13 protein-coding genes and 3 pseudogenes are annotated in these 16,557 nt (G+C 64.3%); 10 read left to right on the top strand and 6 right to left on the bottom strand.

Annotated elements, in window-relative coordinates; translation table 11 throughout:
• The 4 genes from ACG02S_RS25335 to ACG02S_RS25320 form a co-directional block, all read left to right on the top strand.
• On the top strand, positions 1–236 hold a 236-nt coding region (locus ACG02S_RS25335), incomplete at its 5' end, for an integrase core domain-containing protein (protein WP_394473284.1).
• Between the two features lie 2 nt (positions 237–238).
• Entirely contained in the window at positions 239–988 is a 750-nt protein-coding gene (locus ACG02S_RS25330) for an RHS repeat-associated core domain-containing protein (protein WP_394473283.1), read from the top strand.
• A complete protein-coding gene (locus ACG02S_RS25325; RefSeq protein ID WP_394473282.1) occupies positions 985–1,404 on the top strand; it encodes a hypothetical protein in 420 nt (139 codons plus the stop codon). The genes ACG02S_RS25330 and ACG02S_RS25325 overlap by 4 nt, the downstream gene beginning before the upstream one ends.
• An 85-nt stretch (positions 1,405–1,489) precedes the next feature.
• Positions 1,490–1,750, top strand: a complete 261-nt coding sequence (locus tag ACG02S_RS25320; RefSeq protein WP_394473281.1) for a hypothetical protein — start codon at positions 1,490–1,492, stop codon at positions 1,748–1,750.
• A gap of 213 nt (positions 1,751–1,963) precedes the next feature.
• On the opposite strand, the pseudogene tnpC reads toward ACG02S_RS25320, so the two are convergent.
• From tnpC to ACG02S_RS25305, 3 genes and pseudogenes are all read right to left on the bottom strand, one after another.
• Positions 1,964–3,373 (bottom strand): annotated as a pseudogene (gene tnpC, locus ACG02S_RS25315) (IS66 family transposase); the annotation flags it as partial.
• A 174-nt stretch (positions 3,374–3,547) separates the two neighbouring features.
• Entirely contained in the window at positions 3,548–6,064 is a 2,517-nt protein-coding gene (locus ACG02S_RS25310; protein ID WP_394473279.1) for a circularly permuted type 2 ATP-grasp protein, read from the bottom strand.
• 8 nt (positions 6,065–6,072) lie between these two features.
• Complete coding sequence (locus tag ACG02S_RS25305; RefSeq protein WP_394473278.1) at positions 6,073–8,823, bottom strand: SUMF1/EgtB/PvdO family nonheme iron enzyme; 2,751 nt, start codon at positions 8,821–8,823, stop codon at positions 6,073–6,075.
• A 222-nt stretch (positions 8,824–9,045) separates the two neighbouring features.
• Here ACG02S_RS25305 and ACG02S_RS25300 point away from each other — a divergent pair, with 222 nt between their 5' ends.
• From ACG02S_RS25300 to ACG02S_RS25290, 3 genes and pseudogenes are all read left to right on the top strand, one after another.
• A complete protein-coding gene (locus tag ACG02S_RS25300; protein ID WP_394473277.1) occupies positions 9,046–9,282 on the top strand; it encodes a hypothetical protein in 237 nt (78 codons plus the stop codon).
• 84 nt (positions 9,283–9,366) lie between these two features.
• Positions 9,367–10,311, top strand: a complete 945-nt coding sequence (locus ACG02S_RS25295) for a fatty acid desaturase (protein ID WP_394473276.1) — start codon at positions 9,367–9,369, stop codon at positions 10,309–10,311.
• Between the two features lie 685 nt (positions 10,312–10,996).
• Positions 10,997–11,269, top strand: a pseudogene (locus ACG02S_RS25290) (transposase); the annotation flags it as partial.
• Positions 11,270–11,288: 19 nt separating this feature from the next.
• Here the strand turns inward: ACG02S_RS25290 and ACG02S_RS25285 are convergent.
• From ACG02S_RS25285 to ACG02S_RS25275, 3 genes are all read right to left on the bottom strand, one after another.
• On the bottom strand, positions 11,289–12,710 hold the full coding sequence (locus tag ACG02S_RS25285; RefSeq protein ID WP_394473275.1) for a type II toxin-antitoxin system HipA family toxin: 1,422 nt from the start codon (positions 12,708–12,710) through the stop codon (positions 11,289–11,291).
• Between the two features lie 17 nt (positions 12,711–12,727).
• Positions 12,728–13,099 (bottom strand): helix-turn-helix domain-containing protein, encoded by a 372-nt coding sequence (locus ACG02S_RS25280; RefSeq protein ID WP_394473274.1) that lies wholly within the window; start codon positions 13,097–13,099, stop codon positions 12,728–12,730.
• A gap of 68 nt (positions 13,100–13,167) precedes the next feature.
• Entirely contained in the window at positions 13,168–13,509 is a 342-nt protein-coding gene (locus ACG02S_RS25275) for a transposase (RefSeq protein WP_394473273.1), read from the bottom strand.
• A 663-nt stretch (positions 13,510–14,172) separates the two neighbouring features.
• On the opposite strand from ACG02S_RS25275, the gene ACG02S_RS25270 reads away from it, so the two are divergent.
• The 3 genes and pseudogenes from ACG02S_RS25270 to ACG02S_RS25260 form a co-directional block, all read left to right on the top strand.
• A complete protein-coding gene (locus ACG02S_RS25270) occupies positions 14,173–14,586 on the top strand; it encodes an MbcA/ParS/Xre antitoxin family protein (RefSeq protein WP_394473272.1) in 414 nt (137 codons plus the stop codon).
• Positions 14,583–15,263 carry an RES family NAD+ phosphorylase gene (locus ACG02S_RS25265; RefSeq protein WP_394473271.1) on the top strand — a complete coding sequence of 227 codons (681 nt, stop codon included), beginning with the start codon at positions 14,583–14,585 and terminating at the stop codon, positions 15,261–15,263. The genes ACG02S_RS25270 and ACG02S_RS25265 overlap by 4 nt, the downstream gene beginning before the upstream one ends.
• Before the next feature lie 650 nt (positions 15,264–15,913).
• Positions 15,914–16,346 (top strand): annotated as a pseudogene (locus tag ACG02S_RS25260) (IS1380-like element ISCARN34 family transposase); the annotation flags it as partial.
• Positions 16,347–16,557 lie beyond the last annotated feature (211 nt).

Below are 16,557 nucleotides of genomic sequence, written 5' to 3'. Positions count from 1 at the left end.
ACGGCCTGGTGGAGCGCTTCAATGGCCGCATCAGCGAGGTCGTGCAGCAGACCCGATTCAATTCGGGCGCCGAGTTGGAAGCCACGCTCACGGCGTACTGCAAGACCTACAACCACCACATCCCGCAGCGCTCGCTCGACCACCGCTCACCCGTGCAAGCCCTTCAAGCTTGGCAGGTCGCCAAGCCCCATTTGTTCAAGCGCGCTGTATACAAACAGGCGGGTCTTGACAGTTAGGCTTGGCCCGCAATGCGCAGTTCTATGCGAGCCACAACGATCATCTTGGACGTCCCGAGGTGCTCACCGACGCTGGCGCTGGTGTGGTCTGGCGGGCAAAGAATGCTGCGTTTGATCGTGAGATTGCCTCTGACAGCATCGGGGGGCTGAATGTCGGTTTTCCGGGCCAATACTACGATGTGGAGAGCGGGCTTTGGTACAACTGGAATCGTTACTACGATGCGCAGATTGGGCGTTATGTCCAATCTGACCCCATCGGTCTGGCGGGAGGCATCAATACCTACGCATATGTGGGGGGGAATCCGATTAGCTTCGTCGATCCAAAGGGCTTGGATCGCTGGGCCGGTTCGACTGGCAGTCTTATCGTGGCATCAGGCGGGACGGTTACCCTTTACGGCAATGGCGGAACGTCGATCATCGGTTCGTATGGGTACACCTCCGGTGTCGGCGGCTCGACAGATCCAACTGCCAGAAATGTTGGGCCTATTCCATCCGGCGGATACACGCTCAATACCGCCGAGATTTCCGAGGGCGGTTGGGTGAGGAGTCTGCTTGGCGATTGGGGAACTTACCGTGCACCTCTCCACCCTGACGCAGCTACGAACACGTTTGGACGAGACGGATTTTTCCTTCACGGTGGCAGTAAACCTGGCTCAAAGGGATGTATTGACGTTGGCCAATCAGACGTCAATTTATTCCCTCAACTGAAGAGCATCGGAGGTGTAATTCCCGTGTTCGTTGGTCGGCCATGATTTCGCTGCTGGTTCGGCGTCCCGGTGCAGTGATCGCGGCTGGCTGCGCCGCACAACTGATCTTTGTTCTCGGCTGGATCATGCTCGGTAAGCAGAATGCGCCCCAGTGGGAAAAATGGAGCCTCGTTGGGTTCTTTCTTGCCGCGTCCTTTGCCGCGCTATTCAAGATCGCAGCCCAGGGGCTATGGCGAGATCTGCTGCTCTGCTGCGGGGGGCTTGCAGCCGGAAGCGTCGTGATCTACCAGGCTCTGGGCTTCACGCTGTTCCCCGGGCTAGTGAAAGACATTGGTCTCTTCACCTGGCAGCACCTGGGCAAAGCACTGTCCGTGCTCTTGGTCTCTTGCGTCGCATATCTGATGCTTGCGCTGGTCATACGTCTTGTGGTGCACCTCGGTCGTGAGCGTCCAGCCCGGTAGGTTGGGCTGAGCCAGCGAAGCCCAACGCCCTCGGCGTTCCTGGAGGCAGGCCTCAAGTTTTAAGTCCCGGCGAGCACTGCAAGAAATGACCACCATGCTCACCCACGGCATCCGCCTCGAAGTCGCCCAGGACGTGCTGGGCGCGCTGATCGCGCACTGGGCCGAAGCGGCGGCCCAGGCGCTGGACGCTGCCAACCCCGATCCCGCCCGCCTGGCTGAGATCGACGCCGAGCAGCGCAAATTGCGCACTCTCCGCCACGACCTCGACCCGCGCGATGCCGCGCAAATCGAGGCCGTGATCGCCGAGCAGCCGCCGCTGGCCCGGCGGCTTTATGCCCCCGCGTGAGCGCAACGGCTCGCGTCCACTGCCTGCGGCAAATTCCTTCGGTCGTCGATCACGGCCTGGCACGGCGGGAGAGCCCGCCACCCCTTGGAACCGGTCACACACCACGCAATTGTCGTTGCTGCCCTCAAAACCGCGCGGTGGCGCGGCTTTTAGGGCGTAAGCGCTCAATAAACCACGTCCATGCCTCGCCCGAGGCACTCGGGCAAGTGGGCGTCAGACGTTGCTGAGGTCGATGGACCAGGGCAGCAGCGCGGCGTAGTCGTCGACGGTCTGGGCGTTGGGCAGCGCAGCGAACAACGCTCGCAGGTAGCGGTAGCCATCGATGCCGTTGACCCGGCAGGTCTGCAGCAGCGAGTACAGGTTGGCGCTGGCGTTGGCGCCATGCACCGTGTCGGCGAACAGCCAGTTGCGGCGACCGACACAGAACGGCCGGATGGCGTTCTCCTGCACGTTGCTGTCGATGCTGTAGCGGCCGTCCTCGACGTAACGCTTGAGCTTGCTCCACTGCGAAGAGAGGTAGTGCAGTGCCTGCCCCAGCAGGCTCTTGGGCAGCACGCCGTGCAGGTGGGCCAGCAGCGGCGCCTCGATGTCGGCCAACACGGGGACGCTGTCCTGCTGGCGCCGACGCTTGAGCTCATCCGTGTCGACGCCGTCGCGCTTGGCCTGCGCCTCGACGTGGTACCACTGGCCGATGAGCGCGATGAAGCGCGCCGCGAGCTGGTTCGGCCCGCGCTGGTCCTTGGGCAAGCCCTGCAGCGCTTCGAAGAAGTACCTCCGGCAGTGCGTCCAGCAGGCCAAGTGCACGAGTTGGTGCGACTCAGCCACGGTGTCGTAGACCTCGTAGCCGTCGGTCATCAGCACGGCCCCGGGGCGGATGCCGGCATACAGCACCATCGCCGTCTTCGTCGAGCGGCTGGGCGAGTAAGCGAACAGCCGGATCGGTGGCCCCGTGCCCTCTCGGCCGCGGCCGTCGGTCATCTGCGCCCAGATGTAGCTCTTGGCCTGCGCCGTTCGCCCGGGCTCCTTGAGCACCTGCAGTTCGGTCTCGTCGCCGAACACCAGCGGTGCGTCCAGCAACAAGTCGCGTAGCAGGTTGATCACCGGCTGGACGGAGATTCCTGCGCGCACCATGCTGCTGGCCACGGTGTTGCGCGCGATGTCGGTGCCGCCGAAGCGCCCAAGCAGCACCGCTTGGCGGTACAGCGGCAGGCCGTCCAAGTACTTGGAGGTGGCGATCCAGGCCAAGGCGCTCTCGGTGAAGAGGCCTCTGGGGATGATCTGCGCAGGGCGCGGGGCCAGGCGCATGCCGCCGTCGCAGCAGGGGCAGGCGTACTTGACGCGCTCGTGCCGGATGACGCGCACCTGCTGCGGGATGATGTCCAGCTGCTCGCTGGACTCCACGCCGATCTCGCGAAGCTCCGCGCCGTCGTGCGGGCACACGCGCTGGTCTTCGGGCAGCTCATGGCGGATCACCTCGCGCGGCAGCGCCGGGTCCAGCGGCTTGCGACCACGCTTGACGCGCTTGTGGGCGGGCACGTCGATCTTGTCGTCGTCAAGCTCCTCAACCGCGGGCTCGGCCTGCGCGCCGAGAGTCTCGGCCTCGTTGAAGAACATGTCCTTCTTGACCTTCATCACCAGCGACCGCTGCACTCACAAAAGCGAACGGTCGGCGCTGCCCACATGGCCTGGCGTCGGGCGATGCTCCACAGGAAGGCGGCGCGGAGGACGAGGTCGGGTCGCAGGGCCGGTTGCGATACAAGATAGTGCCAATCGCACCGAACAGCCTCGGCGGCGCGCTCAGTCGCACCTCAGACTCCACTCGGGGGACCTGGCGAAAATTTCGCCCAGGCGGTCGGAAACAGTCGCGCTTCGCTGCTCCAAGTCGCAGGCAAGGCGGACGAGCATGCCCGCAAATGCGTCGGCGCTTGTGGCGGCGTCCAGCGTGTTGAGACCGACACCGCTCGGCGGCAGCAACGCGAGAACGGCTTCGGGCCTGAGGACGGCCGGAAGCAGAGCGAGCTCGGAGCGCAACTGGGCCAGCGTGCTTGCTAGCGAATATGGGTGAGTCTCGTCCAGCGCCAACAGTTTCCCAATCGCGAATGCGCCGTCGTGGCGTCGGATCTGTGCTGGGCACGATTGGCGGCTTTCAAACAGCGCAAGCAGCACGACGATGCCGGGGCCGCCGCCGGCCACCGTGCTGGGATCGGTGGGATCCAGTAGCGCACGCAACGTCAGCGCCTGGCAATTCAGGCGCTCGACAAGGCGCCCGCAGGTCGTCAAACGCCATCCGTCGTCGCGGTTCGCCGCTGCGGTCTGTGCGGCCAACACCAGTTCGAGCTTCGTGCCGAGTGTTTCGAGTGCCGCCAATGCGCCGGCAGGATCGGCGCCGTGCGGGACCTGCGCCGTCATGAAGTCCCGGTGCAGGCGGGTCAGCCATCGCCAATGGTCGTCGGCCAAGCATTGACGCAGATCGCCCCCCAATCCCTCAAGAGCGGTGAGTGTTTGCGCAAGGCCACCGCCTTGGGAATCGATCAGGCCAGCCAGCACCGCTTGCCCAGTCGGCTGCGCCTCGTCGCGCAACAGCCCGTGCGACAACGCGAGCAATGTCAAAGCGGAACCCAGTGGCCCGGCGCCCAAGCCGGTCAACGCGGCCTGGACCAGACGCAATTGTTGCTGGCAGCGTTCGGTGTAGCGGCCGAGCCAGAACAGCTTCTCGCCGGTGTCATGCGTCACCAGACATCGGCGCTGGTGTGCGCCCAAGGGCTGCGGTTTCACCGTGGTCGCAGGACGCGGCGATCCTGGCTCGCCGAGTACCCAGGTGTCCAGGCTGGAACCTCCCTCGTGCGAGGAGAAGGAGGCTCCTTCGCGCGTGGCGACGCGCGTCAGGCCGCCGGGCATCACCTGCCAAAGGCCGTTGTGGTCGACGCTCGCGTACACGCGCAAGACCGCCGGGCGCGTGACCAAACCGTCATCGCTGTAGACCGGTGCGCGCGAAAGGCGCGGTTGATCCTGCACTGTCCAGGCAGCGGGATCGGCACTGACGACCGCCTCGACCAAAGAAGGGTCTTGCAGAGTTGGCGGAGTGCGATGGCCAGAATCGAAGGTCGCTCGCAAGGCCTTGCCGCACAAGTTCCCACGAACTGCGGCCCACGACGAAGGCTGGCCGCACCACCAAGTGGACAGCGAGCGCATTAGCAATGGCTGGCCCAGCAGTCTCTCGGAGATCGGCGGCAGGAATGCCAGCAACGTGGGCGACTCGACGAAAGACGAGCCGAACGCATTTGCCATCACGAACGTGCCGGCGCGCGCCGCCGCCATCATGCCGGGCACACCCAGCACGGAATCGGCTCGAAGTTCGAGCGGATCGCAGAATGCATCGTCGAGCCGCCGCAGCACGCCATGTACCGGTTCAAGCCCTTCGACTGTCTGAAGGAACAGCTGGTTGCCGAGAATCGTGAGGTCGCGGCCATCGGTTAGCGTCAAGCCGAACTGGCTCGCGGTGTAGGCGTGCTCAAAATAGGCTTCGTTGGCCGGCCCCGGCGCCAGGAGCACCAGCCGCGGCGCGCCATGGCCGGCGCGATCGGCGAGCACCGTGGCGGCGTCCTGCAGTACCCTGACAACTGAGCGCAACGCGTCGGCCACAGGCCGTACTGCGAGCTCACGCAGGGCGTCGGGGAACTGGCTTGAGATCAGCGTTCGGTTGTGCAGAGCGTAGGCTAAGCCCGAGAACCTGTGGGTCGACTGCGCAAGCACGCTCCAAACGCCATCCGGTTCGCGCCCGAGGTCGAACGCAAGGACGTAGACGTGTCGTCCGCCGGCTGGCGGATGACCGATCAGGCTGCGCATCCAGCCAGGGTGGCGCGACAGGAACTGATCCGGCAACAGGCCTTCGGCCTGCAAACGCCGCGCGCCATAGCAATCGGCGAGCAGCGCCTCGATCAGCTCTGCCCGCTGCACCACACCGGCTTCAATCTGCGTCCACTCGGGGTAATCAATCAGCAGCGGCAGCAATTCAAGCGACCAGGGCCGCGCGTCTCTTCGATCCTTGCCGTACTGGTTGTATGTGATGCCATCGCATTGCAGCTGGTCAGCCAAGCGCACCTTGCGCTGCGCTAGCGCCGCCGCGCCGGCCGTACCGGCCGGGATGCCAGCACCTTCGAACTTGGCAGCGAAGCGCGCCCAAGTTGGGCGCAATGCGCAATCGGCGTGGCGCATCTCGTCCCATGCACCGTGCACAGGCGCTTGCGCGTTGACCAGCAAAGGCGATGCGCTTGAGGCCGGGCCTGCAAGCTCATTGGAGCGGTCTTGGCTCATGGGAGCGATCAATCAATCATGACAATTCTGAAACCCAGCTGACCGTGCCGTCGGCCCGGATTCTCACGCCGGCGTACATCGGGCCGGGCTCCGCAGACCTTCATGTCCGGATCGATAAATTTCTCCGACGGGTCGAAGACCGAATTGGTCCACTGCCACATGAAGCCGGACAGATCGAACAGACCGCCGGGTGTCGACCTCGCGACGTCGAGGGCGACGGGCGAGGCGGGAAAAGATGGAAGTCCCAAACGGCGGGAATCGATCGCACCGTCCGAAGGAGCACCATCGCCCCAAGGCCATGGCCGCCCTTCAATACCTCGGGCTGCCGCCTCCCACTCCACATCCGTCGGCAGCCTGACTGTCTTTCCTGTTTGCGCAGACAGCCAGCAGCAGTACGCCTGCGCCTCGTAAAAACTCACGCCTGTCACGGGATAGAGGCCGTTGGAATTTCCTGCGCTGCCCCACGAATCTGGGGAACTCAGTCTTCCCGCCTTGCTTCGACCGTCGTGCGAATTGGAGCGCCATTGCTCGCGCCAATACGTGACCGCCGCATCTCCTTGCCACCATGCAGGCGGTGAAGCGGGCGCAATGCCACCGGCTTCCAATCCGTAGCCACCCGACTCGACAAAGCAGGCGAACTCCGCGTTAGTGACGCTGGCGTATGCAATTCGAAAGCCGGCCTCGATGACCGTAGGTGTAGGGATTTGCCCGAGCGGATAGGTGCCCGGTTCGATCCACCCCCAGTACTGCGCCTTTGGAACGAGGAAGCGGCCGTGTTCTCCAGCGGCGTCCTGGTACCTGATGGAGTCGCCCAAGGTCCCGAGCGCCTCGGCCGCGCTGAAGCTGCCGGGATGCGGCGGCGACGCATGCTGCATCTTCTTGAAGAGCTGTCCTGCGACCACCGCCCGGTACGAGCGCGTGTCAACAAAATCGTCGAGGTGCTTTATGGTTCTGGCCGCCAATGCAAAGCTGTTCGCCTCGATCAAGGTAGCGATGACCTTCGCAGGGTCGGCGGACAACTGGGCGGCCATCTTGACGCATTCTTCCCACGGAGAAGCGGTACCACCGAGCAGGTCGACCGACGCGTTGAGCTCGGTCTTCAGCTTTTCGTCCGACGCGCCGTTGGCAAGCCAACGCGCCGCAAAGAACTCCTGTACGAGCTGATGGGTGAACTCGAACTCGTTCTGGCCAGGGGTGTCGGCCACGCGCCTGACGACGTTGAGCGCCTTGAGTGCTTCCCACCATAGTTCCGCCGCGAGCGGATGGCCGAGGGCGTTTTTCGCGTCGGTCGGGCTGAATCGACCACGGCTCCCGGAGTGGCGCAGGTGCACGCCATACGCAAGCCGGTCGATGCCATCGATGAGCCCGCAGTTCATCCGCATCGAGCGACCCAGGGCGATCTCCCCGAATGCCAGGCTTGCAACCAGATACCGATCGTCCTCAGTCAGCAATGTGTCCACAAATGCCCAATGAGGCGGAGGACGGCGCGAGATCTGGTCACGGATGCGGTCCCAGAGCATGGCCGCGATCAAGTCGGCGCGATTCCTCAACGTGGCGTGGCGAGCGATTTGCTCTTCCGCCTTTTCGCCGCTCGTGCGGCGGGTGTAAATCGTGCACTGGGTTCTCAGATTGAACGGGTTGCCGAACAATTCCTGGAGTTTCAGGTGCCGCAGTGACTCGTCGTTGCTGAGCGCGATCCAGAGTGGATGGTTCTTCGTCGAGAAATGTTGTTCTATGAACCGCTGGATTCTTTCCCGATCGAGGGAGTCGACCATGGCGTGGCGCGGAGCCCTGTGGTGCTGACTTGACGTGGTCGTGTAGTTCAGGGTTCGCACCGTGAACACCGGCGGCAATAGCCCCCGCTTCGGGACAGCATCCTCTGCGAACTCCATGAAGCGTGCGACGGCGCCATGTCGGGCCTCTGGGTTGTCCGCCGCGATTTCGTTCAATCCGTCGAACAGCAGGCGAAGGCGGTAGCTGGTCTGCAGTTCTGGCAACGATGGCTGTAAACCCCACTTGGAGGACCACTGCTGTGCCCATCGATGCTGCACCCAGTCCCAAGGATCCAGCCGGCTCTCGGCCGTGTACGCATTCAGCCCGAACAGCAGGCAGAGCTCGGGTTTGGCGGCCGCGCGCTCGCTCAGGCAGCGGTACTCGTGCGCGCGCAGCAGCGTTGACTTTCCGGAGCCGGGCTCTCCAAGCAGGATCCAGAAGGGGGCCGCCTTGTCCGAATCGAGCAGTGCAGACACGGAATCGAAGGTCGAAGCGCTTGGTCGCTGGTCGGTCGTCTGCTGCGGGGAGTCGTATGACACCGCTGGCATCAACCTGAGGGGGACGAAGTTCCAGAGGGTGCCACCCTCGAAATCCATTCGCCGCCACGCCAGGAACCTGCTGAGGCCGTCTTCTGCCTCGGGCGTAGATTCCGTGGCACGTCGATGCTTTTCAAGGAAGCCCTTGAATTCAGCCTCGCGCCTTTCGATCGGCTCGAACACCCCACCATTGAAGGAAGCGATGCCCAGCGTCTGCATCAAGCGTCCAAAGGTGCAGTCGGTGATCTTTCCGAACGTGTTGAATTTCAGGGGCGGGGTGGACCGGTCCTTCATGTAGTCGGTTATCGACCTGCGGTCCATGCCTAAACGTGAAGCGAGGGACGTTGGTTTCCATGCGGCACTCTTCTCGTTCCCCGATCCCGCGTCCATATAGCGCTGAAGAACTTCTCCCAGCGAAAGGCCAGGGTCGTCCAGCGCTTTCAAAAGCACTTGCCAGGAATCTGGAAGCTCTCTCACCTGGTTCACAGCGTCTCCACGTCCGGTTTTCGGCATCGAACTCCCCGGAAGTGTTCGGAAGACTTCCGCTCGCTTCCATCGCGTCCCCGCAAACAGTCCGTATCGCCGTCTTGGAACCGACGGCCGGCCTCCCGGACCCGCGGCGATTTTGCCGCAGGGCAGAACGGGAGGGCGAAGCTGAAGAGAGAGAGCGATATGGACCGCAAACCTGACCCCCTGGAAACCCGTAGCAAGCTGGCGGAGCGCTTCCCGCGCTGGACCCAGCCCTTCTGGACTTGGCTCACGGGCATCGCGATGCCGGACGCCAAGCCGCTGCACCGCTGGACCTTCGGCACACACCTCGGTGCGCTGCTGTTCGCGTGGCTCGCGACGCTTGCGCTCGGCACCTGGGCCGTTGCTGCCTTGCTGCGACTGGTCTTCGGCACCGCCTGAACGGCGGCCGAAGTGCCCTTGAGCACGGCCGCCGCCCACCCCGAGAACCCGGCTGACTCACCCCACTTCGACAGGAACTCCATCATGAATCTCACCGACTTTCTCTTCCCCGCCGCGGCGTTGCCGCTGGCGGCTCTCGGCGCCATGCACCTCAAGGTGAAGGGCTCAAGCGTGCTCGTGCACTTCGGCAGCCATCGCATGGGCTTCGAGAACCCGCGCGCCACCCGCATCGCGGCCGAGGTCGTGGGCGTGGCCACGCTGAACATCAGCGTCGAGGCCTACAGGGTCGACCACGAGGACCACCACGGCCTGGCCACCTTTGCACGTGCGGGCCGGGACCCGGACGCAACGCTGCTCGACGCGCTGGGCCTTGTGCCCGGCATGGACGAGCGCGCACTGTGGCGGCGTTTCACCTGGACCCTGGCTTCGCCGGTTTTCCATTGGCAACTCTCGAAGGCGCGCCTCGCGGGTGCATTCGTGCTCGGGCCGGCCTGGCGCATCGTGCTGGCCTGGAGCTTCTGGGGTGCGCTGGCCGCGGGCTTCGCGGCGGCTGGGCTGCTGTTGCCCTGGCTGTTGGGCTTTGTGATGCCGGTGCTGCTGTTCGGCAACATCGGCGCGATCCTGGAACTGGCCAGCGAGCACCGCTTCAACGTCGAGCCTGCGACAAAGGGCCGCGAGCGGCAGGCACTGCTAAGCCATGCGCGGCTTCTGGGCGCGCCGCCGCCTGTGGACTCGCCCATGCGGCAGCCGCACGCCTGGGCCCGTTGGGCTGCATCGATGGCGGGCGCGATGGCGGTGAGGGTCGGTGCCTGGCCGGGGGACCTCTCGCATCACGACGCGCACCACATCGGCGTGCGCCCGGCGCTCAAGCTCCATCGCTTCGGCTGGATGAACGCGGCCTACGAATTCTCGCCCTCGCTGCGGGACCCGGCCGCCGGCCGGCTGCGCCGCGTCGGCTCGCTGCGCGAGGCCATCGACGCGTGGTTCAAGGCGCTGGCGCGCGAGCGTGGCGCGCCCCCGACGGACTGAAGGGCCCTGGTTGCAGTCTTTGCGGTGCCGGGAGGCAACTCCCGGCACCGCCTTTGGCCACGAGCTCAGCCTATAAGGCCCCGCTGCTACATCGGCCCACCGGTCAGGAGTGTGTCGGTTTCGATGTCTGATGCCGGCTGCCCGAGAGTCGCCGCGGTGAGCTTCAATCTCCCCGCGCCCGCAGTTTTGCCAGCGGTTAGTGCTCAACCGGGTCCCGCCCGACGGCTCCAACCGCGCATGAAAACACTACCGGCAGCTCAAGGGTGGCGCAATCGAGATGGAGCATGTCTTCTTGGGGTCGATTGCGTGAGTTCGTGATCGCCAAAACCGGCCGTCCGACGCACGCTCATGTCGACCAGGCCCGCTGATTCCATGTGAGCGGCAGCTACAGCTCGTAGACCGGTCGGTGACAAATCAGGCCTGGTTCACGCCTTGATGACCGGAATGCGTCCGTCAACGTGAGCGTGAAGGACGCTAGCGACCGACCGAGAACGCTGCAGAGATGTCGCTCACGCGAGAACGCCACTGGCGCTCAGTGACAATGGATCGCGCGGTTGTCGTGATGAACTGGATGCCCGCGTCCACCGGACTAAGAAATTATCCGTAAATAGATAAGCTACGAATCGAACCGTATTGGACGCGGTGCTGGATCGAGATTTTGGCGAAACGTGTCGAGTCGTAGGTGATGACGGATGAGTTTTGGCAGCGTGTAGAGCCGCTGATTCCAGTGCGCTCGGCTGCGGACAAGATCTACCTGCGAAAGCCGGGTGCTGGTCGGCCGTCCAAGCCGGCTCGATTGGTGTTCGAGGCCATCGTCTACGTGCTGCGCACTGGCTGCCAATGGAAGGCGCTGCCCAAGGAGCGCTTCGGCAGTGCGAGTGCCGTCCACCTGAAGTTGAGTGGAGCAAAGCATCCTTGTAGATTTGGCGAGATCAAGGTGGCACGGCTAGCCGCTTACCACCAAGACGCCCACTGCATCAAGGACGTCTGCGGCTTGGACCATGCTTTGCCACGGACGGGAGCTGATCCTCCTGCCCGGTCCGGGGTCGTGCTGCGGGAGTCGGTGTGGCTTGCGCGGAGGCTTTGCCTCGCGGCTTCGGCGAATCGGGGCGACTGAGCTGCGGTACCAGAGCCGCAAGGCGGGCTGTGACTTCCTTGCGCAAGCGGGGTGGTGCATCCTTCAGCAGCTGCGGCCAGGCTTCCAGAGCCTGCGCTGCCGTGTCGAACACCATCTTGCGAACCTGGTTCACTTGAAGCAGACCCGAGTCCCGCGCCACTGCGACCGCGGCGTCTGGTGTCCATCGACGCAGCACCCCATCCATGGCCTTGTTCATGCTCAGCTGGTTCGGGTCCGCCTGGTTGAAGTAGCAGGACACGCAAACCAGGTCGTAGGCGGGCGCAAGCGCGGGATTGATGCCGTCGCGGTAGATCACTGCCCAGTTCTTGAGGTGGGCATCCGCACCGCCCATGAGCGCAAACGCCGTCCACCGGCGGAACACCTCCAGCACCTGGTGATAGCCCGAGGCCGGCGAACGCACCAGCATCCGGTTCAAGGCCACGATGCCAGAACCCAGGTTTCGGTACTTGTGGCCGGCATCCATGCCGAGGGCCTGTATCAGCTCCTCGAAGTGAATGCGCTGCACCCGTCCGTCGGCAAGCAGCTCACGGTCGAAGCGGGGCACGTGCAGGTAGTGGGTGAACTCGTGGGGGAGGTCGGCGTCGATGGCCAGCTCAGCGATGGGCCTGGCCGTCGCGCCGGCATGCTCCATGCCAACTGCCGCTGCGAGCCGGTAGCAGGCGGCCTCGTTGTGGACCATGTCCGGGTAGTCGGTGCTGGGCAGCTTCGCGATGATCTGGCCGGCGTCCGTGCCGCGGCGCACGACATAGCGGCGGCCGGTGTACACCATGCTGAACTTCGTCACATAGCCACCCAGCGACCAGCCATCGTCCAGCGGTGAAGCGACTGCGGAGGGCTCCAAGGGCTCCAGGCCCTTCGTAGCGTGCAGCTTTGTCACGTCGTGCGGAACGCTGTGGGCAGGAACCACCTCCACGCCGCCGATCAGATCGTGGCCGGCGGCCGCCAACAGTTCGAATTCGTCGGACACTGCAACGCCCCGGCGCTCGGCCAGGCGCTGGCGGTTGATGCCCTCAGGTAAAAGGTTCTGAAAGTAGCTTGGGAGCTTGCCGATGCGCACCAGCCGCTCATCGTTGATGGCTGTTAGGACCTGCCGCGTAGCCTCGTCAGATTCGAGCCGGTACACGGTCGAAAGAGTCGGCCGCTGAGGATCCTGCACGTACTCCTTGGCGAAGGACACGCGCAGGTTGTCTCCAACCTTGGAAAGCCAGCCGATCCGGCGCGACGCGCCGCCGCCGGGTACGTGCAGCAGCACCTCACCCATGACGATGGGGTCGTACCTCACTTGCCGAACTCCTTGCCCATGGCCACGTGGTCGGCATAGGCCTGTTGGGCCATGCCAAGCGGGGCGACTGTGCCGGCAGGCAGAGAGGCTACGCGCGCGCCGTTGTTGATGAAGGCGATCACTTCCGCCTTGTAGCCCTTGGGCACGGCTACGAGGGAATAGCCCAGCGCGTCCAGAATCAGATCGAGCGTCGACACGCGAGTGTTGCCGTTGCCCTCCAGGGCCTTGGCTATCGCCTGGCGGGATAGCCCGGTGCGATCCGCAACCTGCACTTGGCTCGCCGAGGCATGCCGAAAAACGGCGGCCAGTTGCTCACCGATGCCGTACTCGGATTGCAGCGGGGAACCGGCTTTGGATGCGACGTTCATGTTGCCACTCGTTAACTCGTAGGATGCTTATGTTATTGAAACAATACACACCCGCCCGCGAGCTGTTGTCATTCGAGAACATCAATAGGGCAAACGTTGTTAATAGATAACAGGATAAAGACATCCAGCCCCGTCCCAGGAAAGCGGTGATAGCTGACCTGCGCGTTGGGCAGGTAGGCCGTGGCGCCTTTGCGGTAGGCCGCGCTCATGTCCATGCAGGCGTGGGCGATCTCGGTGGGCTCGCCTCCGTGGTCGTGCCGGTCCTGGGCGAAGGCCTGGACTGTGAGGTGGTCGCGCCCCTCGGTGCAGAACAGCAGCCGCTTGGCGTCCAGGTCGCGCACCACGGTGACGTAGTCTTGACCGCGCCGCAGACTCGTCTCGTCAATGCCGACGATGCGCACCTGGCTCATGTCCTGCTTCTTGCGGGCCTGACTCCCGTAGTGCTCGATGCGCCGCCACAGCTAAAACTCCGTTTCTCGGGGACAAGGTCAGCCGCGGGAAAACCCTACTGATCTTTTCGCTGGCTGAATCGTCATAAGAAGAGAGGGACGGAGCACATGGGGTGGTGGCGGCCACTCCGCGGCGAGCCGGTCCATCTGCGCGCAGGTCACATGGCCCTTCTGACTGCGCCGCTTCAGCGACCGCCGCCACAGGTCCAGGACATGGTGCCGGTACGCCCCAAGAGCAGGGGCGTTGGTCGGCACCGCGTGGTACGCGAAGTAGCCGGCAACCACTGACCGCAGCCATCGACCTTGGTCGGCTAGGCTGTCGTGGCGTCGTCGCCGCATCTCGTTCTTGATCTCCCCCAGGGCCGCACGCATGCGGTGGTATCGCGTGTGGCGCCGAAGCAGGAATGCTCCGCGCCGCAAGCGGCCACAAATGAAGTGAATCCCACGAAGTTGAACGTCTGCGGCTTGCCCTACCCGTTGCGCTCCCGCCGCTCGATCACGCAGCGACTGAATCCAGCAGTGCCAGCCGAGCTGGTGGACTGACATGGGGGAACCGCAGTTCCGGCGTTGCATTTTCGTTCATGTGAATTCAAAATATCTAGATTCATTCTCGTGACCAGCGCCATGCCCGCCGTTCAAAGCTCCCCTTCTTCCAAGGATCTTGGCACCGTCGAGGCGGCCCGTTCCATCCTGCGTGCCTTCTTCAACATCGCGAAGGCGTGGGGCTTGTCGCCAAGCGAGCAAGAGGTGCTGTTGGGTGTGAGCCAGCCCACCTGCTACCGCTGGCGCAACGGCCAGATTGCATCGTCGCTGTCTGGCGACACGCTTGAGCGGCTGGGGTACCTCATGAACATCTACGCCGCGTTGCAGATCCTGTTGCCGGTTCAAGAGCGGGCCGACACCTGGCTGCGGGTGCCCAACAAGGCACCGCTGTTCGCAGGCGAGCCTGCTTTGAAGCGAATGCTCGGTGGCCAGGTGGGCGATCTGAAGGTGGTCGCTGACTATCTCGATGCAGCGCGCGGCGGCGAGTTCGCATGACCGGGCTGACGGCCATAGCCCCGCAGTGGAATCCGACCTATCGCCTGGTGCCCAGCAGGTTTCCTCCGATCTCGCTCTTCGAGGCGGTCGCCTCACCCGAGGATTTCGACGCAATCTTCGCGGTCCAGGCCCTGGTGAACCCGCGCGTCCGCCAGCAGGTCGGGCAGATCGACCTGGTGCCGAAGGCTGATCGGGTGTTCGGCGCGGGCAGCTCGCCCATCATGGCGGCTTTCTGCCACCTGAACCCGGAAGGATCTCGATTCGCCGACGGCACCTGGGGCGTCTACTACGGCGCACAGTCTCTTGAGACTGCGGTCGCCGAAGTGAGCTACCACCGCGCCAAGTTCCTGGCCGCGACTGACCAACTGCCAATCGACGTAGACCTGCGCTGCTATGTCGCCACGGTCCAGACCCCGCTGGTGGACGTTCGAAGCGTCACGGACGTCCACGAGCCGGACAGCTACGCAGCCTCGCGCGAGTTGGCGAAGGAGCAGCGCACGGCTGGGGCGGCCGGCTTGCTTTACAACTCGGTGCGCGATCCCGGACGCGAGTGCGTCGCGGTCTTTCGACCGAACGCCATCAAGGTGCCGGTGACGCAGGGACCCCATGTGACGTTGTCGTGGGACGGCCAACGCATCCGGGGTTGGTACCGCAAGTCCGATGCGCACGATCTCTGAAACCTTTGCGTGAACGGCGAGCACTGACAAGGGACCGCCGCATGGCTTCCAAGATCGTTGCCGTCACACCTCGACATTGTCAGGCGCGCGCCATGGTGCTGGACCAATCTTGACTGAGCCGGTTCCGGCGGTCGGATCTTTCCGACCTGATCTATTCGATGACGAACCCGCGCAACCGCGAGAGCGCAGACGCGATCAGCGATCGCCTGCTGCGTGACGCGGCCGCCAGGGGCACCATAGCCCGCGAAGGACATCAGCACTGGGTGAGGGTGAAAGTGAGGGTGAGGGTGAGTGCGAGCCGACAGCTGATTGATGGCTCTACAACTGCAGATCTGGCCCAAGCACAGGCGTTGACGCTGTCCACGAAATGCCCTTCCACGTGGCTACCCGTCGACCTGGAGACGGGCGAGGCGTACCGCGGCATTGCCGATGGATGGAAGCGCGCCACCCCACGGGATCGCGCCGGCCTTCGTGCCGTAGTTGATCGCTGGTAGCCCCCCTGCACGCTATCGCAGCTCTGCGGCTCGCCGGTATTGCGGAGCCGCGCCAGACGGGGCACGCGCCGGGCGGTGGGCAGTTGGAAGTGGGCGGCTGATGGACCAGTTGGTAGGCGTGGGACACCTCAATCTGTCTCCTGAAGCCGTGACCTCCCCTCTGTAGGCCTGCACCCTTGGCTTGACGGCTGTACGACCACACCACCTACGCGCATCGACGTCAGCCAAGTGATGGCGCTGTACGCCGACCACGGCACGCACGAGCAGTTCCACGCGGGGTTCAAGACCGACCGGGACCTCACGAGGCTGCCCTCGGGGGAGGTTCGACACGCACGCGCTGGTGTGCCGTCTTGCGGCGCTGGCGATGAACATCCTGCGGCTGATGGGCCAGCGCGGCCTGCTCGGGCCGGATGCGCCGGTGCGCCACTCAGCCAAGCGCCGACGCATCAAGACGGTGATGCAGGAGTTGATCTACCGCGCGGGCCGTTTGATCGAGCATGCCCAGCAGTTGGCGTTCGGGCTCTGGGGCAACGACCGGGCGGCGGTGGTGTTCCTGCGGCTGCACGCGAAGTTCGCCGCAACGGCGTAGCCGCGTCAGGAAGCCGCGACGGCCCAGCTTCAGGCGTGCAGCGCCGCCAAGGTGCGTCCAAGCGGGCCAGCGCGGGCGCAGCATGCGCGGATCGCGGGCGTCACCGCCGAACTCGCAAGCAGACGTCGCGCAGCGGCAATGCAACAGCCGGCTTGTGTCGCCCAAGCATGCCAAAGACCATCGATTCGCTGCCCGCATTCATGCCATTGGC

The sequence above is a fragment of the Pelomonas dachongensis genome (genome assembly GCF_043555865.1).
In the GTDB taxonomy this organism is placed as follows: Bacteria; Pseudomonadota; Gammaproteobacteria; order Burkholderiales; family Burkholderiaceae_C; genus Pelomonas; species Pelomonas dachongensis.
Note: the sequence above shows the minus strand (reverse complement) of the source record. Positions and strands in the feature narration are given on the sequence as shown.

Coding starts and splice junctions, on each gene's coding strand:
- ACG02S_RS25325 (WP_394473282.1), top strand. CDS start 985: ATGATTTCGCTGCTGGTTCGGCGTCCCGGTGCAGTGATCGCGGCTGGC.
- ACG02S_RS25320 (WP_394473281.1), top strand. CDS start 1,490: ATGACCACCATGCTCACCCACGGCATCCGCCTCGAAGTCGCCCAGGAC.
- ACG02S_RS25310 (WP_394473279.1), bottom strand. CDS start 6,064: ATGAGCCAAGACCGCTCCAATGAGCTTGCAGGCCCGGCCTCAAGCGCA.
- ACG02S_RS25300 (WP_394473277.1), top strand. CDS start 9,046: ATGGACCGCAAACCTGACCCCCTGGAAACCCGTAGCAAGCTGGCGGAG.
- ACG02S_RS25295 (WP_394473276.1), top strand. CDS start 9,367: ATGAATCTCACCGACTTTCTCTTCCCCGCCGCGGCGTTGCCGCTGGCG.
- ACG02S_RS25285 (WP_394473275.1), bottom strand. CDS start 12,710: ATGGGTGAGGTGCTGCTGCACGTACCCGGCGGCGGCGCGTCGCGCCGG.
- ACG02S_RS25280 (WP_394473274.1), bottom strand. CDS start 13,099: ATGAACGTCGCATCCAAAGCCGGTTCCCCGCTGCAATCCGAGTACGGC.
- ACG02S_RS25275 (WP_394473273.1), bottom strand. CDS start 13,509: ATGAGCCAGGTGCGCATCGTCGGCATTGACGAGACGAGTCTGCGGCGC.
- ACG02S_RS25270 (WP_394473272.1), top strand. CDS start 14,173: ATGCCCGCCGTTCAAAGCTCCCCTTCTTCCAAGGATCTTGGCACCGTC.
- ACG02S_RS25265 (WP_394473271.1), top strand. CDS start 14,583: ATGACCGGGCTGACGGCCATAGCCCCGCAGTGGAATCCGACCTATCGC.